This is a genomic window from Brevundimonas goettingensis, assembly GCF_017487405.1.
GTDB lineage: Bacteria > Pseudomonadota > Alphaproteobacteria > Caulobacterales > Caulobacteraceae > Brevundimonas > Brevundimonas goettingensis.
The window spans coordinates 1,989,333-2,009,457 of record NZ_CP062222.1; the positions used below are offsets into that span (position 1 = coordinate 1,989,333).

Consider the following 20,125-nt stretch of genomic DNA (forward strand, 5'->3'; position numbering starts at 1 on the left):
ATCGCAATTGCAGCGCCCGGGCGCGCGGGACAAGCCCCGACATTCCCGCTAAGCCTCGAACATCGCCAAAGCTTCAGGGGAACACGGATGACGGACGCCATGCTGAAGAGCCGCCGTCTGGTCCTGATGGGGCTCGGGGGGCTGGGCGCGAGCAGTCTCGCCGGCTGCGTGACCGGCGCCGCGCCCGCCCCAGCCCTCACGGTTCCGCCGACCCCGCGCTTCGTCGTTCCGCCATTGGCGCCGATCAACCTCAGGGCCGACCGGATCACCCGGATGACCGTCTGCCTGCGCCCCTTTCGCGCCGCCGGACCGCGCATCGAGGCCGAGCGGATCGGCGACAAGCGGGTCGTGCACAACTATGGCCACGGCGGCTCGGGCTGGTCGCTTTCGTGGGGCTCGGCCCAGCTGGTGCGCGACCTGGCGATGCAGGGCGGGACGACCGACATCGCGGTGATCGGCTGTGGCGCGCTCGGCCTCACCGCCGCCACCACGCTTCAACGCGCGGGGGCGAAGGTGACCATCTACGCCGCCGACCGCCTGCCCCAGACCCGGTCGGCCCGGGCCACGGGGACCTGGACCCCCTCCTCCCGCATCGCCGATGAGAACCACATCGACGCGGCCTTCCCCGACCTCTGGGAAAAGATGGCTCGCGCCTCCTGGGCCATGCACCAGACGTACGTCGGCCAACCGGGCGAGCCGGTGGCCTTCCTCGATCGCTACATTCTGTCCGACACGGCGCCGTCTTCCGAACCGTCCGGCCCGCCGCCCCCGCCGTCCTCGAACCCGGCCATCACCGCCGCGACCCCGCCGTCTCCGCCCGGCGTCATCCGCTTCGCCGACTATGAGGGCCGTCTGCGCGACATCACGCCCCGCTCCCACGCCCTGACCCCGGACCAGCATCCCTTCCCGGTCGCCTCCGCGCGCCAGACCTCGAACATGCAGTTCAACATCGCCGAGCTGGGCCACCGGCTGATGACCGATTTCATCGCCGAGGGCGGCCGGATCGAGCAGCGGACCTTCAACACCCCGGCCGACCTCGCGACCCTGCCTCAGCCGGTCATCGTCAACTGCACGGGCTATGGCGCACGGGCACTGTTCGGCGACGACAGCATCGTCCCGGTGCGCGGCCAGATGGCCTGGCTGCCGCCCCAGCCGGAGGTCCGCTACAGCCTCTATTACAACGGCGTCGGCCTGGTTTCCCGGCCCGACGGCATCGGGGTCCAGGCCCTGCGCGGCGGCGACATGTTCGGCTATGGCCTCGACAACGAGACCGCCGACCGCGCCGAAGCCGAGGCGGCCATCGAAAGGGCCGCCCCGCTGTTCGCCCGGGCTTTCGCGAGCGCTACGGCCGCCTGATCAGGCGGCGCGCGACTGGTTCAGACGCCCGACCTTAAGCCGCTCGGCCACCAGGAAGGCCAGCTCCAGCGCCTGATCAGCGTTCAGGCGCGGGTCGCAGTGGGTGTGGTAGCGGCTCGACAGATCGTCCTCGGTCACGGCCGTGGCCCCGCCGATGCATTCGGTGACGTTCTGACCGGTCATTTCCAGATGGACGCCGCCTGGGTGAACGCCCTCGGCCTCGGCCACGTCGATGAAGGTGCGGACTTCGGTCATGATCCGGTCGAAGGGCCGGGTCTTGTAGCCGTTGTCGGCCTTCAGGGTGTTGCCGTGCATCGGGTCGATCGACCAGATGACCTTGTGGCCGCTGTCCTTGACCGCCTTCATCAGGTTGGGCAGGCGCTTGCCGACCTTGTCGTGACCGAAGCGGCCGATGACCGTCATCCGCCCCGAGATGTTGTCGGGGTTCAGCTTGTCCAGCAGCGGCAGCAGATCGTCCGGCTCCATGGTCGGGCCGCACTTCACCCCGATGGGGTTCTTGATGCCGCGCATGAACTCGACGTGGGCGCCGTCCAGCTGACGGGTGCGCTCGCCGATCCACAGCATATGGGCCGAGGTATCGAACCATTCGCCTGAACCGCCGTCCAGACGCGTCAGGGCGCTTTCGACGTTCAGCAGCAGGGCCTCGTGCGAGGTGAAGACCTCGACGCGGCTCAGGTCCGGATGGGTCTCCGGGGTGACGCCGACCGCTTCCATGAAGGCCAGGGCCTCGGTGATCTTGTCGGCCAGCTCGCGGTACTGGGCCCCCGCGCCGTTGTCGGCGAAGCCCAGGGTCCAGCGGTGGATGTTGTACAGATCGGCATAGCCGCCGCTGGCGAAGGCGCGCAGCAGGTTCAGGGTCGAGGCCGACTGGTTATAGGCCTTGATCAGCCGCTGGGGATCGGGAAGCCGCTCCTCCAGGGTGAAGCCCGAACCGTTGATGTTGTCGCCGCGATAGGACGGCAGCTCGACGCCGCCGATCTCCTCGACCGGAGAAGAGCGCGGCTTGGCGAACTGGCCGGCGATACGCCCGACCTTCACCACCGGCTTGCGGCCGGCGAAGGTCAGGACCACGGCCATCTGCAGGATCAGACGGAAAGTGTCGCGGATGTTGTCGGTCGAGAACTCCTTGAAGCTCTCGGCGCAGTCGCCGCCCTGCAGCAGGAAGGCCTCGCCCTTTTCGACCTGGGCGAGCTTGGAGGTAAGGGTGCGGGCCTCGCCGGCAAACACGAGCGGCGGCATCGCGCGCAGTTCGTCTTCGACGGCGGTCAGTGCGCGCGCGTCAGGATAGTCCGTCGGCATGTGCGCGACGGGCTTCGATCTCCAGCTCTCTGGGGTCCAACGGATACTCATGCCGCGCTACATAATCCGAAGGGCGCGCACGGACAATGAATTACCCCTGCAAACGCCTCTCAGCTTAGCTGAAGGGCGGCGCGGCACAGGGCCGCGCATCAACCGTGCGCAGTCAGCTCGTCAGCCTGCCGACATCGACGCCGGGGTCTGCTTGTCCTTCAGCGTCACCAGTTCCTCGGCCATGGTCGGGTGGACGGCGCAGGTGGCGTCCCATTGGGCCTTGGTCAGGCCGGCCTTCACGGCGATGGCGGCCAGCTGGATCATCTCCGGCGCCTCGGGCCCGACGATATGGACGCCGATGACCTTCTGGCTGTCGGCGTCGACGACCAGCTTCATCAAGACCCGCTCGTCCGAGCCGGTGAAGGCGTATTTCATCGGCCGGAAGCGGGTCAGATAGACGTCGACCTCGCCCTTGCAGGTATGGCGCGCCTCGTTCTCCGACAGTCCCACCACACCCACCGGCGGCTGGGAGAAGACCGCCGTGGCCACGGCCTCATAGTCGAAATGCTGCGGATTGTTCTTGTAGACGGTCTGGTGGAAGGCCACCGCCTCGCGGATGGCGACGGGCGTCAGGTTCATCCGGTCGGTCACGTCGCCGATGGCCCAGATGTTCTCCGCCGTCGTCTTCGACAGCGCATCGACCTTGATCGCGCCGTTGTCGCTCAGTTCGACGCCGGCCTTCTCGAGGCCCAGATCCTTGACGTAGGGAATCCGGCCGGTGGCGAACATGACCACATCGGTCTCTATGGTCATACCGTTCTCGAGGTGGTTCACCAGCCCCGTCTCGGTCTTCTCGATGCTGGAATGCTGGCAGCCCAGGATCACCTTGATGCCGCGCTTCTCGATCTCGCCGGCCAGATGGGCGCGCACGTCGTCGTCGAAGCCGCGCAGGATGTTCGGCCCGCGATAGACCAGGGTCGTCTCGACGCCCAGCCCCGCGAAGATGCCCGCGAACTCCACCGCGATATAGCCGCCGCCGGCGATCAGGATGCGCTTGGGCAGTTCGGGCAGGTGGAAGGCCTCTTCCGAGGTGATCACGTGTTCGATCCCGGTCATCGTCTCCGGAACCCAGGGCCGGCCGCCCGTGGCGATCAGGATCTTCTCGGCGGTGAAGGTCCCGCCGTCCGTGCCGTCCCGCTTGGTGACCTTCACGGTATGGGCGTCGGTCAGCACCGCCCGGCCGTTGACCAGATCGACCCCGGCCTTGCCGAGGTTGGCGGCATAGATGCCCGACAGACGCGCGATCTCGACGTCCTTGGCCTCGAGGAATTTCGGCCAGTCGAACTTGGCGTCGATGGTCCAGCCATAGCCCTCGGCGATCTCGAAATCGTGGGCGAAGTCACTGGCCATGACCATGAATTTCTTGGGCACGCAGCCGCGGATCACGCAGGTGCCGCCGACCCGGAACTCTTCCGCGATGGCCACCCGCTTGCCGCCCAGCGCCGTCAGCCGCGCCGCCCGAACCCCGCCGGAGCCCGCCCCGATGACGAAGAGGTCGTAGTCGTAGGTCTGGGTCATTGTGTGCTTTCGGCGGGAAGATGGGCGAATATCGGAAGCGGCGGGCGAAGGTTCAATGATCGAGCGTGGCTATTGCCCGACCTGGGCGGCGTATCGCTCTCGTCCGCGACAATAGTCAGCCGCTTCGGGGCTTGCCGCGAGCGACCCGCCATAGACCTTGACGACTTCGGCGGACGGCGGCCCAACGGACACGACGCGGTCTGCATAGAATTCTTTGCTCGCCAATCCGAGATGGCCATATTTGCCGCCGGACACGGTCATCCAGCCGTCCACGGTCACCGAGGCGAAGCGCATACCGCATCCTCCGGGGACGTAGCGGCGCATCTGCTCGCCAAGTCGGTCTCCCCCTCGCTCCATCAGCCCTTTGGCGCCGGAAAACCACGCCGTCTCATTCGTAACCTGATCGTTCTGATCGAAACGAAGACGATCCCCTATGACAAGGTTTGACAGTTCGAAGTCGCCCAAAAGGATTCCTGTCACGCGCTGTTTCGGCCCGAGAACGGCGCAACCCAGCAGACGCGCATCGACATCGTGCGGCCGCGACAGATTGGGTAATCCCGCCCGGCACAACCCTCCGATCATCGCGGTCCGGTCCATAGCGTACCATCCCGCCAGTCCGGCGAAGCCCGCCCCGATCAGGCCGACCACGACCAGCCCTACAGCCATCGCGATCCGCCCGGAGCGCCTCACGGCAGCAGGACCTCGATCCCGTCGTCCTTGCCGATGATCGCCTCATCCGCCAGATCGAGGAACAGACCGTGCTCGACCACGCCGGTGATCAGCTTCAGGTCGTCGGCCAGACGGACGGGATCGTGGATCGCCCCGCACTTGGCGTCATAGATCAGATTGCCGCCGTCGGTGCGCACCAGTCCCCGTTCGGCCGTGCGCGCGCGGGCGGGCATGGTGATCTCGTGGTCCAGCAGGACGTCGGCGATGCGGTTGCCGGTCGTCTTGTGACCGAAGGCGACGACCTCGATCGGCAGGGGGAAGGTTCCCAGCACCGGCACCACCTTGGCCGCGTCGGCGATGACGATGCAGCTCTTCGAGGCTTCCCAGACCAATTTCTCGCGCAGCAGGGCCGCGCCGCCGCCCTTGATCAGGGCCAGCCCCGGCCCGACCTCGTCGGCGCCGTCCACGGTCAGGTCGATCTTCGACACATCCTCCAGCGAGACCAGCGGCAGGCCCAGCTCGCGCGCCAGATCGGCGGTCTTCTCGGAGGTCGGGACGCAGCGCAGGTCCTTCAGACCCCGCGCCGCCAGCGCCTTGACGAACCAGGCCGCCGTCGAGCCGGTTCCCAGCCCGACCACCATCCCCGCCTCGACCCGTTCCGCGGCCGCCTCGCCTGCGCGGCGTTTCTGATCGTCGGACATCGGGAACTCGCTTGCGGCGGAGAAGGATTCGTGGCTGGCTCCCCGCGCTTTATCGGGGGAGAGGGCAATGGGAAAGCACAAGCGTAAGACGTTCGCGACCGCACGCCTCAAGGCCGCGTTTCTGGTCGCCGGCCTGGGCCTCGGCCTGACCGCCTGCGAGACGGTCTTCGTTCAGCCGACCGAGTCGCCGGCCACCGCCCGCATCGACTATCCGCGCGACCCGGAAGTGGGCCGGTTCGGAACCGGACAGATCGTTTCCTGGTCCAACAGCCCGGACTGCGCCGAGGTGCTGCGCATCGCCGCCTATGACCCGATGACCGTCGGTTCGAAGAGTTTCCGCCTCGCCGGCGGCGCGCCGGTCAACCTGCTGGCCGAGATCCTCCCAGCCGGCCCGGGGGGTCTCTCCACCAACATACAGTGCATCAACCTGATCCGTTTCACGCCCGAGGCCGGGCACGCCTACACCCTGCTCCAGACCTTCGGCAGCGGAAAATGCCGGACCACGGTCACCGACCAGACGCCCGGCGCTCCGTCCCCGACCGTCGTCGAACAGCCGCTGGTCGCCGGCTGCATCCGGACCCCGGTGGGCTATACGCGGGTGGGCTAGGCCTTCTTCTTCGCCGCCTTGATCGCCGCCGCCTTTTCGCGGAACACGGCCCCTGCCCCGTCCTTGTTCACCTGACGCCCGCGCGCCAGGGACAGGGCGTCGGCGGGGACGTCCTCGACGATCACCGAGCCCGAGCCGACGATGGCGCCCGCCCCGATGGTCACCGGCGCCACGAGAGCGGAGTTGGAGCCGACGAAGGCCCCCTCGCCCACCACCGTCTTCGCCTTGTTGAAGCCGTCGTAGTTACAGAAGATCGTCCCCGCGCCGATGTTGGCCCCCGCCCCCACCGAGCCGTCGCCGAGATAGCTCAGGTGATTGGCCTTGGCGCCCTTCGCCATGGCGACATTCTTCACCTCGACGAAATTGCCGATCTTCACGTCTTCCGCCAGCGCCGCGCCCGGCCGCAGCCGCGCATAGGGGCCGACCTCGGCGCCGGGGGCCACCGTCGCCCCCTCGATATGGCTGAAGCCGCGGATGCGGACCCGTTCGGCGATCTTCGCGCCCGGGCCGAAGATGACGAAGGGCTCGATGGTCGTGCCCGCCCCGATCTCGGTGTCCCAGGCGAAGTGGACGGTCTCGGGCGCCGGCATGGTCACCCCGGCGGCGAGGAAGGTCTCGCGCTGCACCTTCTGGAACAGGGCCTCGGCCTGGGCCAGCTCGCCCTGGGCGTTCACCCCCATGACCTGATCCTCGCCCGCGAACACGGCCCGCGTCGGCGCCCCGCGCTTACGCGCCAGCTCGACCACGTCGGTCAGATAGTATTCGCCCTTGGCGTTCTCGTTGGTGACCTCGGCCAGAAGCGAGAACAGCAGGCCCACCGGCGCGGCCATGACGCCCGAGTTGCAGGCGGTGATGGCCAGAACCTGTTCGGAAGCCTCCTTGGCCTCGGTGATGGCCGTCAGCGCATCCCCGTCCATGACCAGCCGGCCATAGGCGCCGGGATCGCGCGCCTCGAAGCCGATAACGGTGACCCCGTCATGGTTCTGGAACACTGGCTCAATATCGGCGGCCTTGAGCAGGGGCACGTCGCCATAGGTGACCACCACCTGCCCGACGAAGTCGCCCAGCACGGCCTCGGCGGCCCGGACGGCATGGCCGGTGCCCAGCGGCGGATCCTGCACGGCAATGGCGTCCTCGCCCAGCCGCTTGACGACATGGGCGCGCACTTCTGGCGAATGCGACCCCACCACCACGACGATCCGCTCGCAGCCCAGGGCCTCCGCCGCGTCGATGGCGTGGTCCAGCATGGCGCGATGCCCGACCGGGTGCAGCACCTTGGGCAGCGGCGACTTCATCCGCGTGCCCTGTCCGGCGGCGAGAATGATGGCGGCGCGAGGGTGGGTGATGGTCATGAGTCGATCCGGCGAATTTCTATTGATCTCTACAGGGTGGCGCGGGCGTGGAAAACCGGCATCCTCCCCGGATATCAATGGGTGCTGAAATGCGGATTTCGAGACGGTCCTTCCTGTCGGCGACGGCGTCTGCCGCCGTCCTTCCCGCCCTCCCCGCCTTCGCGGCCGACGATCCCGCCGTGCCCCGCCCCGATCAGGAGCATCGCGTCCCTGTTCAGGGCGGCGAGGTCTATGTCCGGATTAACGGCGACCTGGAATCAGGCAAGACACCGCTGATGCTTGTGCATGGCGGTCCGGGCGGCGCCTGCTGGCAAATGTTCCCCGCCCTGCCTTTCGCCGCCGACCGCGCCATCATCCTCTATGACCAGCTCGACAGCGGCCGGTCCTCGGCGCCCGGCGATCCCGCCAACTGGACCATCGAACGGTTTGCTTCAGAGATCGACGCCATCCGGCTGGCCCTGGATCTGCACCAGATCCACCTGCTGGGCCACAGCTGGGGCGGCATCCTCGTCGCCAATCATGTATCGGGACAGCTGTCCGGCATCAGCAGCGTGATCCTGCAGGGCGCGCCGATGTCGGCTCGGGGCTGGGCCTCCAGCATGGACGAACTGCTGGCCGGAATGCCCGACGGACAGGGTCGGCTGATCAGCGCCCCGACGCCCGGCGATGCCCCGGAAAAGACAGGCGCCGCCTTCGGGACTTTCATGGAGACCCACCTGAACCGCACCCGCTCCCCGGCCTACGCCAGGGCCTATATGCGCGACGTCCCCACTGATCGCGGCGACGCCCTCGCCGCTGCCGCCATGGGCGACGGCATCCCGCGCATGACCGGATTTCTGAGGGATTTCGATCAGGAGCCTCTGCTGAGCCGGATGACCCAGCCAACATTGCTTCTGGGCGGCGAGTACGACCTCGTTACCCCGGCCACCAACCGCGCCCTTCTGCCTCGCCTGCAAAAAGGTTCGCTCGTTACGCTTGCCGACGCCGGTCATATGGCCCAGTTCGACCAGCCCGATGCCTGGCGACAGGCCGTCGGCGATTTCATAGCCCGAGCGGACTGACATGACCCCCGACCACGACCTGCCCGACCGCGACCTTGAAGGCTGGACCATCGCCTTCGATCTGGACGGCACCCTGGTGGAAACCCAGGGCGACCTTGTCGGCACCCTGAACCGGATGCTGGTCCGCGAGGGCCATCCGCCCGTGCCGATGGAGAGCGCGCGCAAGCTGATCGGCAGCGGCGCCCGGGCCCTGCTGGAGCACGGTTTCGTCGCGGCGGGCGCCTCGTGGGAGGAGGCCAGCCAGGACGCCCTCTTCGACGCCTTCATCGCCGACTACATCGAGCACATCGCCGACGAGTCGCATCCGTTCGAGGGCGTGGTCGAGACGCTGGAACAGCTGGCCGAACGTGGCGCCAGGCTGGTCGTCGCCACCAACAAGCGCACCGATCTGTCGGAGCTGCTGCTGGGCAAGCTGGACCTGACCCGGCATTTCGCCGCCATCGTCGGCCCCGACAAGGTCAGCGCGAAGAAGCCCTCGGGCGCCCACCTGAAGGAGGCCGTGCTGCTGGCCGGCGGCGAACCGACCATGGCCATCATGGTCGGCGACGCCTCTCCTGATGTCGGGGCGGCGAAGGACGCCGACATGCCCTGTATCGTCGTCACCTTCGGCTATACCCAGATCCCGCCCGAGGAGCTGGGCGGCGACGTTCTGATCGACCATTTCGAGGATCTGGAAGAGGCCATCGACGGCCTGCTGACCGATCTCTACGTCTCGCGGGCCCTGGCGGGGCTCTGACGTTTGGGCCCCAGGGTTTTGTCGATCCAGACCACGACCAGCCCGCAGGCGGCGTAGAGCCCGATAAGCGCGGACAGGGTGATGCCGACGGACCAGACGCCGTGCCTTGGCCAGTCGAGGAAGCCATAGGCGTATTCCCCCGTCAGCCCGCCCCGGACCAGGGCGTAGGACCAGTAGATCGCCGGCCAGAACATCCAGACCAGAACGTTCTTCCAGGTCACGCCCCGAACGGCGAACCCGGCCCAGAACACGAAGGCCAGCAGCGGCGTCGCCCCGTGCAGCAGGATGTCTGACAGATCCGACTTGCCCAGCACCAGCCGCCCGCCGATCAGCCAGAAGCCGATCCCGACCGTCAGGATCGCCGTCACCACCCAGCCGACCACCACCGGCTTCGACAGCCGCGCCACGCCCAGCGCCACCCCGGACATGACCACGGCCAGACACAGATTGGTCAGGTCGGTCAGGAAACTCGCATTGACCCACAGGGCGCCGAGGACATTGCCCTTCTGCCCCGCGATCTCGGTCGCCAGATAGAGGCCGAGCCCCACCCACGCCGTAGCGGCGGCCACCCCGGCGGCGATCCGTCCCGTCGTTGAATATCGCGTCACGACCATTGCCCTCACTGCGTCGCCAGAGTCCCTGCGCTCCAAGCCGCGCCCGACAGCCCCTGTGTGCGGCCTGCGTCGAACAGGGCCTGCATATGCTCCGGGCTGAAGTCGAGGCTGGTCTCCACGGCTCCGACCGGGGCCATGGCCAGATCGAACCCCATGGCGTTGGCCTCGGCGAAGCGGCGCGAGGCGATCAGGTTCATCCGCGTCGAGGCCTTCATCATCGCGTCCAGTCCGCGCCCGGCGACCGACAGGGGCTGATAGGGCGCCACCGAGAAGACCGGCTCCGGTCTTCCGTTCAGAATCACCCACAACCGGCGTGATTGCCCCGCCTCCGCCGGCCCGAACAGGTCGCGGGCCATCATCAACCCCTCGGGCGCGACGAAGAAGTTGGCGGTCGTCCGCCCGTCGGCGTGCAGTTCCCGCACCCGCCGCCCGTCCCGTTCCAGATCGATGAAGACCGGCGGAAACACCCCGGGGATCGAGGACGAGGCCACCAGAATGTCGATGAAACGCTCGCGCGCGTCCGGCCGGTCCGAGGCGGCCAGCGCCCCCACGTCCCAGATGACCTGATCCTGGGTATCCAGACTGGTGGTCGCGACATAGAGCCGGCGTCCCTCCCGATGGCCCTGCGCCACGCCCGCGATCACCTCGGGCGTCACGGCCGAGGCGACCAGATCGCGCAGCGGCTTCTGGCGGAAGACGCCAGGGCCGCGCAGGGCCATCAGCCAGCGCGGGCTCAGCACCCGGCTCGACCGGCCGTCGGTGAAGGCCGCGCGCAGCTCGGCGTCGCCCTCGGATCCGATGAAGACGAACGGGGCCATCAGGGCGCCGGTGCTGACCCCGGTCACCACCTCGAACACCGGCCGGTCGCCCCGCTCGCCCCAGCCGGTCAGCAGCCCTGCGCCATAGGCCCCCTCGGCCCCGCCGCCCGACAGGGCCAGAAGATCGAAGGCGCCATCCTTCGGGCTGGCCGCCGCCGCCATGAGTCCTTCGCGAAACCGCGCGTCCGAGGTTCTATCCAGTCGGATCACAGGGCTCGCCGCCCCGATATCCTCCACCGAAAAAGCGGTCCGGCTCAAGGACTGGCATCCCGCCATGGCAAACACGCCCACAGCCGCCGCCATTCCGCCCCACCGGCGCATGTCCATGAAAATCCCCCGGAAAACGGGCTCACTGGATATGCCGAACACCGATGTGTCAATGCGCCGCCGAGGCCGCACTCAGGCGCGCCACTCGCTACCCGTCAAAGTGGACCTTCAGGCGTCGCAGCGCCTCGATCGCGGCGGCCTGTCGATCATGCAGATGATCGGACGCGGCCGCCTTGATTTCGGCCCGGCGGATCAGTTCGTCGAGAATGGCCTTTCCCCGGTCGTCCTTTTGCCGGGCGATCCCGAGGTGTGCGCCAAGCCGTTGAACTTCCGCCTGCAGGCGCCGGATACGGCTTGTGTGATCAATCGCATCATATCCCACCCGATCAACGCTTAGGCGAGACGAGCCGCAGTCCTGTTGGGCCCCTGCGAAAACATCATAGAAGACAGCCCGGTCATCGTGGATGTCGACCTCGACCTCGCTTTCCACCATGCGCTGGAGTTCCGCCGCATCGAAGGTCGCTCCCTCGAAAACGAGCCGCCAGACCGGCGCTTCGGCCGCGTCGAGATCAAAGAGGAAGGGCGAGATCCTCGCTTCGACCCGGTGACCGTCAATCTCGCAACGAGACAGGACCCCACTGACCCCCGCCTTGGGAGACTGCGCCACCCCTACCCGACCTTCGCCCGATCGAACTGCGCCCGCGCCGCCTCGATCCGCTCCAGATGGTCCGCCGCCCAGGTCCACACCCCGCAAAACGCCTCGGCGAGGCTGAAGCCCATGTCGGTCAGGCGGTACTCGACCTTCGGCGGCACCACCGGGTGAACCGTACGCACCACCAGCCCGTCGCGCTCCATCGCCCGCAGGGTCTGGGTCAGCATCTTCTGGCTGATGCCCTCGGACAGTTCGCCGATGCGGGTGAAGCGCAACTCGCCGTTCTCAGCCAGGACGTCCAGCACGATCATCGTCCATTTGTCCGCCACCCGGCCGATGACCTCGGTCACCAGGGCCTCGATGCGCGGATCGACCGCCGGATACTGGACGCGGCCGTCGGCGAGATGATGGGGCTTGAAGGCCGGGGCGGTCATGACTTTCCTTTCGGTAAGTACCGAACTTTTCGGTGCCTACTTTCCAATGGAGAGTGACACTCATACATCGCCGGACGTCGCTTTGACAGACCTTCAAGGAGCCCTCCCATGAACACCTCGAAAGACACCGTCCTGATCACCGGCGGCGGAACCGGCATCGGCCGCGCCTTCGCCGAGGCCCTGCATGCGAAAGGCGCCAAGGTCATCATCGCGGGCCGTCGCGCCGCCCCGCTTCAGGAAGTCGTCGCCGCCAACCCGGGCATGGCTTACGTCGTCCTCGACGTCGCCGATCCGGAAGCCGTCAAGACCGTCGCGGCCCAGGTCGTCGCCGACCACCCCGCCCTGAACGTCGTGATCAACAACGCCGGCATCATGAAGGCCGAGACCCTGTCGGGCGGCGCCTTCGACCTGTCGATCGTGGACGAGACCATCGCCATCAACCTCTTGGGCACGATCCGGCTGACGGCGGCCCTGCTTCCGCACCTGCTGACGAAAGAAGCCGCCACGGTGGTGACCGTCTCGTCCGGTCTGGCTTTCGTGCCCCTGACGGCGACCCCGACCTACAACGCCACCAAGGCCGCCATCCATTCCTGGAGCCAGTCCCTGCGCCACCAGCTCAAGGACACCCCGGTCCGTGTCGTCGAATGGGCCCCGCCCGCCGTCGCCACCGACCTGATGCCGGGCCATGCGGAGAACCCCAACTCCATGCCGCTCGCCGAGTTCACCTCCGAAAGCCTCGCCCTGTTCGAGCGCGGCGACGACGAGGTCCTGGTCGAGCGGGTCAAATTCCTCTCCGGCGCCGAGGGCCGGGGGGAATACGCCAAGGTATTCTCGATCCTGAACGACGGGGCGCACTGACCGCACAGGGTTCGGCGGGCGAATATTTCTAAAGCCCGCCCGCCAATCCTTTCGCCACTTCCACGGTTGCGGTGTTCCGCCGCACCCCGCACATTCGCGAACCCTCGCTTCCCGAAAGCCGTTCGCCGATGCTCGCCCGATTCTTCGCCATTCCCCTGTGGATCCGCACCGCCGTCGGCTTCGGCCTCGGCATCGTCGCGGGCCTGATCCTCAGGGAGAATGCCGAGACCTGGCTTCAGCCGATCGGCGACCTCTATCTGAACCTGATCCGCATGGTGGTCGCGCCCCTGGTGCTGTTCACCATCGCCTCCTCCATCGCCAAACTGGGCGAAGGGACAGGGGCCGTGCGGCTGGGCGTGCGCACCATCGTCTGGTTCGCCATCACCTCGCTTCTGGCCGTTCTGGTCGGCTTCGCCTTCGGACACCTGATCAATCCGGGCGTCGGCCTGTCGAACCTGCCGCTGGGCGAGGTCAAGGAGCGGGTCATTCCGACGCCGCTGGAGGTCCTGCTCGGCATCGTGCCCACCAATCCGTTCAAGGCGCTCAGCGACGGCAAGGTGCTGCAAATCATCTTCTTCTCCGCGTTCGTTGGCGTGGCCCTGGTCGCGCTCGGCGACCGCGCCGCCAACGCCCGCCGTCTGGTCGACGAGGGCGCGGCCATCATCTTCCGCATCACCCGCTGGGTGATCCAACTGACCCCCATCGGCGTCTTCGGCCTGATCGGCTCGGTCGTCGGCGGCTATGGCTGGGAGGCCCTGCTGCCGCTGGTCAAGTTCATCGTCGCCATCTATGCGGCCTGCCTGTTCCACATCCTGGTGGTCTATTCGGGCCTGCTGAAGCTCCACGGGCTAAAGGTCGTCTCCTTCTTCCGCGGCGCCTTCGCGGCCCAGCAGACGGCCTTCGCCACCTCCTCCTCGCTCGGCACCCTGCCCATCACCCTGCGCCAGACCGTCGAGCGCCTCGGCGTGCCCCAGGCCTATGCCGCCTTCGCCGTGCCTCTGGGGGCCAACGTCAAGATGGACGGCTGCGGCGCCATCTATCCGGCCATCGCCTCCATCTTCATCGCCCAGTATTTCAAGATCGACCTGTCGCTGACCCAGTACATCCTGATCGGCCTGACCGCCGTTCTCGGCTCGCTGGGCACCGCGGGCGTCCCCGGCACCTCGATCGTCATGCTGACCCTGACCCTGTCCACCGCCGGCCTGCCGCTGGAGGGGATCGGCTATATCGTGGCCATCGACCGGATCATCGACATGATGCGCACGGCGACCAACGTAACGGGCCAGATGCTTGTCCCGGTTCTGGTCGCCCGCGAGGAAGGTGTGCTGAATCGGGACATCTACGACGGCCATGTGGCCTGGCTCCCGGGCGATCCCGAAACGGATCAGCCGGATTTGGTCAAGGCGAGCGGCATCTGACGCTTGCGCTTTGGCCGGGGCCAAGCTACATCGCCGCCTCCCCGGTCGAGGCCGATTCAGCCCCGACACTCCGGTATGGATGCTTAGCTCAGCGGGAGAGCACCTCGTTCACACCGAGGGGGTCGCAGGTTCAATCCCTGCAGCATCCACCATTCCCTCCCTTCCCCATCACCTCCCAAACCCAGGCCCACTCTGGGTTTGGGCGTTTCGCCTGTCAGGCGGCGCCGACGCCTCCCGGGACGCGATTTTACATTTCCCCCGCCGGGCGACCGTTTGCGGCGCTTACGGCCAAGCTTGGAAAACTTCGTCAGTGAAATCAGCCGTCGGGCTCGCCCCGGGCGCGTAAACGGGCGTCCGGTTTGTCCGCGTGCGGTGCAAGGGCCCCACGCGGCGCACCTCTTGCTCTAGTCGGTTCAAGACAGATTGGAGCGACCACTTTGAAACGGGTCATCATCATCGCGATCGCCGCAACCCTGGCCTCGGCCGGCGCGGCCTGGGCCGGAAACGGCGGCGGCGGAAACGGCGGCGGAAGCCACGGCGGCGGCTATTCGGGCGGCGGTTCGTCGGGCGGCTGCGGAACCTGCGGCGGCTCGGGCGGCGGCGGCGGAAGCCACGGCGGCGGCGGCAACTGGGGTGGCGGTGGCCATGGCGGCGGTCACGGGGGCCGAGGGTCGTACAACGGCAACTTCAATTCCAACGTCAACGTGAACGTCAATGCGAACGCCAATGCGAACGCAAACGCCAACAGCAACGCCAACTACGGCAGCGCGATCAACGCCCATTCGTACAGCGGCTACGGCTCGATCCGTGGCGGCGGCGGTGGCGGCGGCTATGCCTATGTCGACGACGGCTTCTATCCGGCCGGTCCGGGCTACGGCGGCGGCGTCACCATCTCGGACAACTGCAACTGCGTCGCCGGTCCCAGCCAGCCCTTCGGCTATTCGGTCTCCGGCTTCGGCCGCACCCTGACCCAGACGCGCGGTTCGGTGGCCTATACGCAGGGCTCCAGCTACTCCAGCACCACCGTCTATCAGGGCGGCGGCCAGGGCTGCTATTCCTGCGCTCCGGCTCCGGCGCCCGTTCCCTCGTGCGGCGCCTACGGCGGATCCTATCCGGGCGGCTACCAGGGCGGTTACGGCAATGGCTACGGCGGCGGCGCTTGCGGCCCCGTGCCGGTTCCCCCGCCCAACCCTTGCGGCGGCTACCCCGGCAACGGCTATCCCAACCGCTACGGCAACGGCGGCAATGGCTGCGCTCCGGTTCCGCAGCCCCAGCCCCTGCCCTATCCGGGCGACTGCGACTGCGACGTCCCGGCCTATGTCCAGCCCTTCTACGGCCAGCCCCAGGCGCCGCGTCCGGTCACCCTGCGCTCGCAAGGCGTCCGCGTCGCCTCGCCGCCGGTCAACGTCCCGCCGCAGCTGGTCTACATCCAGGGCCCGCCCGTCTATGTCGACGCCCCGCCGGTCAATGTCGCGCCCGCCCAGATCTATCTGGAAGCGCCCAACGTCCGCGTGCGTCCGTCGGAAGTGACCGTGGCCCCGCCGGAAATCCACTACACCCCGGCCCAGCCGCATCCGGAAGACGACTGCTGCACCGTGGCCTCGCCGGCCTCGGTCGACGCGGCCACCGGCTCGCAATACTCGGCCCACGCCGTCGAAGGCTCGCGCTACGAGGCCACGACGACCTACACCGACACCGCCTCGGGCCAGACCGCCTACGTCAACGGCCAGCCCGTTCAGACCTACAACACCGGTCCGAACCAGTTCCAATAAGACCAACGCTTTGGGGCGTGTCTACGGGAGGGCGGCGGGATTTCGGTCCCGCCGCCCGCTTCGTTTTCGCCGCCGGCCGCACGCGGGCGCCCCGGCGCCCGCCAAATCTGATATATCACCACCATTCGGCCTTGTTCCGGGCGCAAAGGCCCGCCCCTTCAAGAAGTGACCGCACCCGATCCTGCGAATGGGGGCGCGCCTCGCCCCCCACATCCGCGCCCCACCTCGCGTTTCAGTCCGAAGCGCCGTACGAGACAATTTATGCCCTTCCCCGCCAGCCACCCCGCGCTCGACCTCGCGCTTTCCGAACGCGGCTATGCCGAGCCCACCCCCGTCCAAGCCGCCGTGCTGGAAAGCGAAGTCGGACGTGACCTGCTGGTCTCGGCCCAGACCGGCTCCGGCAAGACCGTCGCCTTCGGCCTGGCCCTCGCCTCGACCCTGATTGGCGACGCCGACCGTATCGAGGACAACGGCGCCCCCGCCGCCCTGATCATCGCCCCGACCCGCGAACTGGCCCTGCAGGTCTCGAAAGAGCTGGAGTGGCTCTATTCCAAGGCCGGCGCCCGCATCGCCACCTGCGTCGGCGGCATGGACCCCCGCGCCGAGCGCCGCACCCTGGAACGCGGCGCCGCCATCGTCGTCGGCACCCCCGGCCGTCTGAAGGACCATCTGGAGCGCGGCGCGCTGGACCTCTCCGGCCTCAAGGCCGTCGTCCTCGACGAGGCCGACGAGATGCTGGACATGGGCTTCGCCGAAGACCTGACCTTCATCCTCGACAGCGCCCCGGCCGAGCGTCGCACCCTGCTGTTCTCGGCGACCCTGGCCCGCGACATCGTCCAGCTGGCCCGCACCTATCAGCGCGACGCCATCCGCATCGACACCGTCGCCGGCGCCGGCTCGCACGCCGACATCGAATACAAGGCTATCCGCATCGCCCCGAACGAGGTCGAGCTCGGCGTCGTCAACGTCCTGCGCTATTTCGAGGCCCCCGGCGCCTTGGTCTTCGCCAACACCCGTGAGCGGGTGAAGCACCTGACCGCCTCCCTGCGCGAGCGCGGCTTCGCCGTCGTCGGCCTGTCGGGCGAACTGACCCAAGCGGCCCGCTCCGAGGCGCTTCAGGCCCTGCGCGACGGCCACGCCCGCGTCTGCGTCGCCACCGACGTCGCCGCCCGCGGCCTCGACCTGCCCGACCTGGGCCTGGTCATCCACGCCGAAATCCCGGTCAACAAGGCCACCCTGCTTCACCGTTCGGGCCGCACCGGCCGTGCGGGCAAGAAGGGCGTCTCGGTGATGATGGTCTCCTACACCCGTCGCCGTAAGGTCGAGCTGATGCTCCAGTCGGCCGGGATCACCGCCGAATGGGCCGGCCCGCCCTCGGCCGAGATGATCCTCGAGAAGGACCGCGAGCGCCTGCTGGCCGATCCCGCCCTGACCGCCCCCGTCGATGACGCCGAGGCTCTGGAACTCGGCAAGCTGCTGCTGGAACGCACCTCCGCCGAACAGATCGCCGCCTCCCTGATCCGCCTCTACCGCCAGAAGCTGCCCTCGCCGGAAGACGTCTATGACGACGACCGCATGAAGCGCGCCCAGGCGACCGGCGTGAACGACCGCGGCCAGCGCGACGGCCCGCTTACCGACTTCGCCCGCGGCGGCGATATGGCCTGGTTCCGCATCAACATCGGCCGCGACAAGAACGCCGACCCGAAATGGCTGCTGCCGACGCTCTGCCGTCTGGGCCACGTCACCAAGGGCGACATCGGCTCGATCAAGATCTTCGACCGCGAGACCAAGTTCGAGATCACCAAATCGGCTGAAGCCAAGTTCCGCGCCGCCATCGCCTCGGGTCTGGAAGACGGCGTGACCGTCAACGACGCCGTCGCCCCGGGCCCGAAGGAAAAGCCCGCCAGCCGCTGGGACAAGAAGCCCTCGGGCGACGGCGATCGTCCCGAGCGGAAGCCCTGGGCGAAGAAGTCCGAGGGCGGCGCTCCGCGTGGAGACAAGCCTGCGTGGAAGGACCGTGAAGGCGGTTTCGAGAAGAAGCCCTGGGCCAAGGACGCGCCTGCCGGTGAGAAGAAACCTTGGGTCAAGCGCGAGGACGCCGCGCCCGCCGGTGAGAAGAAGCCCTGGGTCAAGCGCGACGCTCCGGCTCATGCCACCGACGGCGACGCCAAGCCCAAATGGGTCAAGCGCACCAAGGACGCCCCGACGCCCGAGGGCAAAACGGCCTGGGTCGAAAAGCCCAAGGGCCCGAAGAAGGCCTGGGCCCCGCGCAGCGACGCCGCCCCCGCTCCCGCCGGCGACAAGCCCTGGACCGGCAAGCCCTTCAAGGGCAAGAAGAAGTCGAACGGCTAGGACCTCCCCTCTCCCATAGGGAGGGAGGGACCCGCGAGCACGGCGAGTGGGAGGGTGAGGGGTTCTGTCGTTGACGATCGAACGCCGTAACCCCTCACCCTTTCGGCTGGCGCATCGCTACGCTCTGCGAGCCTCAAGCCCTCTCCCCATGGGAGAGGGTATCAGGAAAGCCTTCACCCTCTTCGCGTAACCGCTTACAAAGCCTGTAAAACAAGAACGACAGGCAGGAACAGATGGCCGAAGTCCGGCTCAGCGGCATTCGCAAGAATTTCGGCGCGACAGAGGTCCTGCGCGGCATCGACCTCGACATCCAGGACGGCGAGTTCGTGGTCTTCGTCGGTCCGTCCGGCTGCGGCAAGTCGACCCTGCTGCGCACCATCGCGGGGCTTGAGGAGGCCTCTGCGGGCGACATCGCCATCGGCGATCAGCGGGTCAACGACCTGTCGCCGTCCGACCGGGGCATCGCCATGGTCTTCCAGTCCTATGCCCTCTATCCGCACATGTCGGTCTACGAGAACATGGCCTTCGGCCTGAAGCTGGCCAAGACCGACAAGGCCGAGATCGACGCCAAGGTCCGCGCCGCCGCCGAGACCCTGAACATCACCGACTACCTCGACCGCAAGCCCAAGGCCCTGTCCGGCGGCCAACGCCAGCGGGTCGCCATCGGCCGCGCCATCGTGCGTGAGCCCGAGGTCTTCCTGTTCGACGAGCCCCTGTCCAACCTCGACGCGGCCCTGCGCGTGCGTATGCGCTACGAGTTCGCGGGCCTGCACGAGCGGCTCAAGACGACCATGATCTACGTCACCCACGACCAGATCGAGGCCATGACCCTCGCCGACCGGATCGTGGTCCTGAATGGCGGCGTCATCGAACAGGTCGGCTCGCCGATGGAGCTTTACGAGCACCCGACCAACCTCTTCGTCGCCGGCTTTATCGGCAGCCCGAAGATGAACCTGATCCCGGCCGAGCTTTCCATCGTCGGCAAGGGCGGCGCCTCGGTCACCCTGCCCGGGGGCGAGACCGTCCGGGTCGACGTCGACGCCTCGCGCGCCCGGCCCGGCGACAGCGTCACCCTCGGCGTTCGTCCCGAGCACCTGACCCTGTCGGGCAAGGCCAATGTGATCGCAACCAGGGCCGCCTTCGTCGAGACCCTGGGCCACGCCACCTATGCCTATGTCGGCCTGGCGGGCGTCTCAGACACCCTGACGGTCCAGCTCCCCGGCGACATCCGCCCGGCGATGGGCGATGCCCTGAAACTGCATGTCGCCGCCGATCAGGCCCATCTGTTCGACGCCGACGGCCAGGCGTTTCAGCGGCTGTAGTCTCGCCGCCCCGACCGCCGCATCCGCGCCATCGACCACAGCCCGCCGCTGACGAACAGGCCGGCGGCCACGACGGAGGCCACGTCCCACATCAGGGTCAGGCCGGGATTGTCGATGAAGACCCAGAGCAGGCTCGGCTCGATCAGAGGCAGGGCGAGGACGGCCAGGGCGATCACCCCCATGAGCATGAGACCCATCGGCATCCAGCGGCGCATCGCACGACTCCCGTAAAGGTTGGATCGTTAGC

19 protein-coding genes and 1 tRNA gene are annotated in these 20,125 nt (G+C 67.8%); 10 read left to right on the forward strand and 10 right to left on the reverse strand.

Going from position 1 to position 20,125, the window contains the following annotated elements; all coding sequences use genetic code 11:
- Positions 1-87: 87 nt before the first annotated feature.
- The gene (locus IFJ75_RS09945; protein WP_207932399.1) at positions 88-1,356 is read left to right on the forward strand and encodes an FAD-dependent oxidoreductase; all 1,269 of its coding nucleotides are present in this window, start codon (positions 88-90) and stop codon (positions 1,354-1,356) included.
- On the opposite strand, the gene IFJ75_RS09950 is transcribed toward IFJ75_RS09945, so the two are convergent.
- The 4 genes from IFJ75_RS09950 to rpiA form a co-directional block, all read right to left on the reverse strand.
- Positions 1,357-2,727, reverse strand: coding sequence for a class II 3-deoxy-7-phosphoheptulonate synthase (locus IFJ75_RS09950; protein WP_207932400.1), 1,371 nt, complete (start codon positions 2,725-2,727; stop codon positions 1,357-1,359). It lies immediately after the preceding gene.
- A gap of 120 nt (positions 2,728-2,847) precedes the next feature.
- Positions 2,848-4,245 carry a glutathione-disulfide reductase gene (gene gor / locus IFJ75_RS09955; RefSeq protein ID WP_207932401.1) on the reverse strand — a complete coding sequence of 466 codons (1,398 nt, stop codon included), beginning with the start codon at positions 4,243-4,245 and terminating at the stop codon, positions 2,848-2,850.
- 69 nt (positions 4,246-4,314) lie between these two features.
- A complete protein-coding gene (locus IFJ75_RS09960) occupies positions 4,315-4,911 on the reverse strand; it encodes a hypothetical protein (RefSeq protein WP_207867786.1) in 597 nt (198 codons plus the stop codon).
- A 20-nt stretch (positions 4,912-4,931) separates the two neighbouring features.
- Positions 4,932-5,615, reverse strand: a complete 684-nt coding sequence (gene rpiA / locus IFJ75_RS09965; protein WP_207867788.1) for a ribose-5-phosphate isomerase RpiA — start codon at positions 5,613-5,615, stop codon at positions 4,932-4,934.
- A 67-nt stretch (positions 5,616-5,682) separates the two neighbouring features.
- On the opposite strand from rpiA, the gene IFJ75_RS09970 reads away from it, so the two are divergent.
- Positions 5,683-6,222 carry a hypothetical protein gene (locus tag IFJ75_RS09970; RefSeq protein WP_207867790.1) on the forward strand — a complete coding sequence of 180 codons (540 nt, stop codon included), beginning with the start codon at positions 5,683-5,685 and terminating at the stop codon, positions 6,220-6,222.
- Here IFJ75_RS09970 and glmU read toward each other — a convergent pair.
- Positions 6,219-7,574 carry a bifunctional UDP-N-acetylglucosamine diphosphorylase/glucosamine-1-phosphate N-acetyltransferase GlmU gene (gene glmU, locus IFJ75_RS09975; RefSeq protein ID WP_207867792.1) on the reverse strand — a complete coding sequence of 452 codons (1,356 nt, stop codon included), beginning with the start codon at positions 7,572-7,574 and terminating at the stop codon, positions 6,219-6,221. The genes IFJ75_RS09970 and glmU overlap by 4 nt on opposite strands.
- Before the next feature lie 89 nt (positions 7,575-7,663).
- Here glmU and IFJ75_RS09980 point away from each other — a divergent pair, with 89 nt between their 5' ends.
- Both IFJ75_RS09980 and IFJ75_RS09985 read left to right on the forward strand, forming a co-directional pair.
- Positions 7,664-8,635 (forward strand): alpha/beta fold hydrolase, encoded by a 972-nt coding sequence (locus IFJ75_RS09980; RefSeq protein WP_207867794.1) that lies wholly within the window; start codon positions 7,664-7,666, stop codon positions 8,633-8,635.
- Between the two features lies 1 nt (position 8,636).
- Positions 8,637-9,371, forward strand: a complete 735-nt coding sequence (locus IFJ75_RS09985; RefSeq protein ID WP_207867796.1) for an HAD-IA family hydrolase — start codon at positions 8,637-8,639, stop codon at positions 9,369-9,371.
- Here IFJ75_RS09985 and IFJ75_RS09990 read toward each other — a convergent pair.
- From IFJ75_RS09990 to IFJ75_RS10005, 4 genes are all read right to left on the reverse strand, one after another.
- Positions 9,341-9,979: a Pr6Pr family membrane protein gene (locus IFJ75_RS09990; RefSeq protein WP_207867798.1), complete on the reverse strand. Its 639-nt coding sequence runs from the start codon at positions 9,977-9,979 to the stop codon at positions 9,341-9,343. The two genes, IFJ75_RS09985 and IFJ75_RS09990, sit on opposite strands and share 31 nt — an antisense overlap.
- A gap of 11 nt (positions 9,980-9,990) precedes the next feature.
- The gene (locus IFJ75_RS09995) at positions 9,991-10,965 is read right to left on the reverse strand and encodes a patatin-like phospholipase family protein (RefSeq protein ID WP_207867799.1); all 975 of its coding nucleotides are present in this window, start codon (positions 10,963-10,965) and stop codon (positions 9,991-9,993) included.
- A 253-nt stretch (positions 10,966-11,218) separates the two neighbouring features.
- On the reverse strand, positions 11,219-11,737 hold the full coding sequence (locus IFJ75_RS10000; RefSeq protein WP_207867800.1) for a hypothetical protein: 519 nt from the start codon (positions 11,735-11,737) through the stop codon (positions 11,219-11,221).
- Positions 11,738-11,739: 2 nt separating this feature from the next.
- Positions 11,740-12,156 (reverse strand): winged helix-turn-helix transcriptional regulator, encoded by a 417-nt coding sequence (locus tag IFJ75_RS10005; RefSeq protein ID WP_207867802.1) that lies wholly within the window; start codon positions 12,154-12,156, stop codon positions 11,740-11,742.
- A gap of 108 nt (positions 12,157-12,264) precedes the next feature.
- Between IFJ75_RS10005 and IFJ75_RS10010 the strand changes: the two genes are divergently transcribed.
- The 6 genes from IFJ75_RS10010 to IFJ75_RS10035 all read left to right on the forward strand — a co-directional run bounded on the left by IFJ75_RS10010 (position 12,265) and on the right by IFJ75_RS10035 (position 19,878).
- Positions 12,265-13,014, forward strand: coding sequence for an SDR family oxidoreductase (locus tag IFJ75_RS10010; RefSeq protein WP_207867804.1), 750 nt, complete (start codon positions 12,265-12,267; stop codon positions 13,012-13,014).
- Positions 13,015-13,142: 128 nt separating this feature from the next.
- Positions 13,143-14,432 carry a dicarboxylate/amino acid:cation symporter gene (locus tag IFJ75_RS10015; protein WP_207867806.1) on the forward strand — a complete coding sequence of 430 codons (1,290 nt, stop codon included), beginning with the start codon at positions 13,143-13,145 and terminating at the stop codon, positions 14,430-14,432.
- A 77-nt stretch (positions 14,433-14,509) separates the two neighbouring features.
- Positions 14,510-14,584 (forward strand) — tRNA-Val (locus IFJ75_RS10020).
- 285 nt (positions 14,585-14,869) lie between these two features.
- Entirely contained in the window at positions 14,870-16,204 is a 1,335-nt protein-coding gene (locus IFJ75_RS10025) for a hypothetical protein (protein ID WP_207867808.1), read from the forward strand.
- A 261-nt stretch (positions 16,205-16,465) separates the two neighbouring features.
- Positions 16,466-18,556: a DEAD/DEAH box helicase gene (locus IFJ75_RS10030; protein WP_207867810.1), complete on the forward strand. Its 2,091-nt coding sequence runs from the start codon at positions 16,466-16,468 to the stop codon at positions 18,554-18,556.
- A 233-nt stretch (positions 18,557-18,789) separates the two neighbouring features.
- Complete coding sequence (locus IFJ75_RS10035; protein ID WP_207867812.1) at positions 18,790-19,878, forward strand: ABC transporter ATP-binding protein; 1,089 nt, start codon at positions 18,790-18,792, stop codon at positions 19,876-19,878.
- Here the strand turns inward: IFJ75_RS10035 and IFJ75_RS10040 are convergent.
- Positions 19,866-20,093, reverse strand: coding sequence for a hypothetical protein (locus IFJ75_RS10040; protein ID WP_207867813.1), 228 nt, complete (start codon positions 20,091-20,093; stop codon positions 19,866-19,868). The genes IFJ75_RS10035 and IFJ75_RS10040 overlap by 13 nt on opposite strands.
- Positions 20,094-20,125 lie beyond the last annotated feature (32 nt).

Excerpts from the sequence above, each read along its gene's own strand:
- IFJ75_RS09945 (WP_207932399.1), top strand. The coding sequence starts at position 88 with ATGACGGACGCCATGCTGAAGAGCCGCCGTCTGGTCCTGATGGGGCTC.
- IFJ75_RS09950 (WP_207932400.1), bottom strand. The coding sequence starts at position 2,727 with ATGAGTATCCGTTGGACCCCAGAGAGCTGGAGATCGAAGCCCGTCGCG.
- gor (WP_207932401.1), bottom strand. The coding sequence starts at position 4,245 with ATGACCCAGACCTACGACTACGACCTCTTCGTCATCGGGGCGGGCTCC.
- IFJ75_RS09960 (WP_207867786.1), bottom strand. The coding sequence starts at position 4,911 with ATGGCTGTAGGGCTGGTCGTGGTCGGCCTGATCGGGGCGGGCTTCGCC.
- rpiA (WP_207867788.1), bottom strand. The coding sequence starts at position 5,615 with ATGTCCGACGATCAGAAACGCCGCGCAGGCGAGGCGGCCGCGGAACGG.
- IFJ75_RS09970 (WP_207867790.1), top strand. The coding sequence starts at position 5,683 with ATGGGAAAGCACAAGCGTAAGACGTTCGCGACCGCACGCCTCAAGGCC.
- glmU (WP_207867792.1), bottom strand. The coding sequence starts at position 7,574 with ATGACCATCACCCACCCTCGCGCCGCCATCATTCTCGCCGCCGGACAG.
- IFJ75_RS09980 (WP_207867794.1), top strand. The coding sequence starts at position 7,664 with ATGCGGATTTCGAGACGGTCCTTCCTGTCGGCGACGGCGTCTGCCGCC.
- IFJ75_RS09985 (WP_207867796.1), top strand. The coding sequence starts at position 8,637 with ATGACCCCCGACCACGACCTGCCCGACCGCGACCTTGAAGGCTGGACC.
- IFJ75_RS09995 (WP_207867799.1), bottom strand. The coding sequence starts at position 10,965 with ATGGCGGCGGCGGCCAGCCCGAAGGATGGCGCCTTCGATCTTCTGGCC.
- IFJ75_RS10005 (WP_207867802.1), bottom strand. The coding sequence starts at position 12,156 with ATGACCGCCCCGGCCTTCAAGCCCCATCATCTCGCCGACGGCCGCGTC.
- IFJ75_RS10010 (WP_207867804.1), top strand. The coding sequence starts at position 12,265 with ATGAACACCTCGAAAGACACCGTCCTGATCACCGGCGGCGGAACCGGC.
- IFJ75_RS10015 (WP_207867806.1), top strand. The coding sequence starts at position 13,143 with ATGCTCGCCCGATTCTTCGCCATTCCCCTGTGGATCCGCACCGCCGTC.
- IFJ75_RS10030 (WP_207867810.1), top strand. The coding sequence starts at position 16,466 with ATGCCCTTCCCCGCCAGCCACCCCGCGCTCGACCTCGCGCTTTCCGAA.
- IFJ75_RS10035 (WP_207867812.1), top strand. The coding sequence starts at position 18,790 with ATGGCCGAAGTCCGGCTCAGCGGCATTCGCAAGAATTTCGGCGCGACA.
- IFJ75_RS10040 (WP_207867813.1), bottom strand. The coding sequence starts at position 20,093 with ATGCGCCGCTGGATGCCGATGGGTCTCATGCTCATGGGGGTGATCGCC.